This is a genomic window from Pseudomonas sp. RW407, assembly GCF_003176655.1.
GTDB classification, from domain to species: domain Bacteria; phylum Pseudomonadota; class Gammaproteobacteria; order Pseudomonadales; family Pseudomonadaceae; genus Pseudomonas; species Pseudomonas delhiensis.
The window spans coordinates 1-406 of sequence record NZ_QGSL01000027.1; the positions used below are offsets into that span (position 1 = coordinate 1).

At 68.0% G+C, this 406-nt stretch carries 1 protein-coding gene; it reads right to left on the minus strand.

The genetic code is table 11. From position 1 onward, the window contains the following. On the minus strand, positions 1 to 406 hold a 406-nt coding region (locus tag DK254_RS00880), incomplete at both ends, for a dihydroxy-acid dehydratase (protein WP_177412005.1).

Sequence of the window (406 nt, forward strand, 5' to 3'; positions counted from 1 at the left end):
CCGTCGGTGAGCAGGGCGCACTGCTTGCCCAGGCCCTTGGACTTCAGGTAGCTGGTGGGGTAGAGCATCTCCTGCATGCCCGGGCCGCCTTTCGGGCCTTCGTAGCGGATGATGACGATGTCGCCCGGCTTCACTTCGTCGGCGAGGATGCCCTTCACCGCCGCGTCCTGGCTTTCGAAGATCTTCGCGCTGCCTTCGAACACGTGGATCGACTCATCCACGCCGGCGGTCTTCACCACGCAGCCGTCCAGGGCGATGTTGCCGTAGAGCACGGCCAGGCCGCCCTCGGCGGAGTAGGCGTGCTCGACGCTGCGGATGCAGCCGTTCTCGCGGTCGTCGTCCAGGCTCGGCCAGCGGGTGTTCTGGCTGAACGCGGTCTGGGTGGGGATGCCGGCCGGGCCGGCCT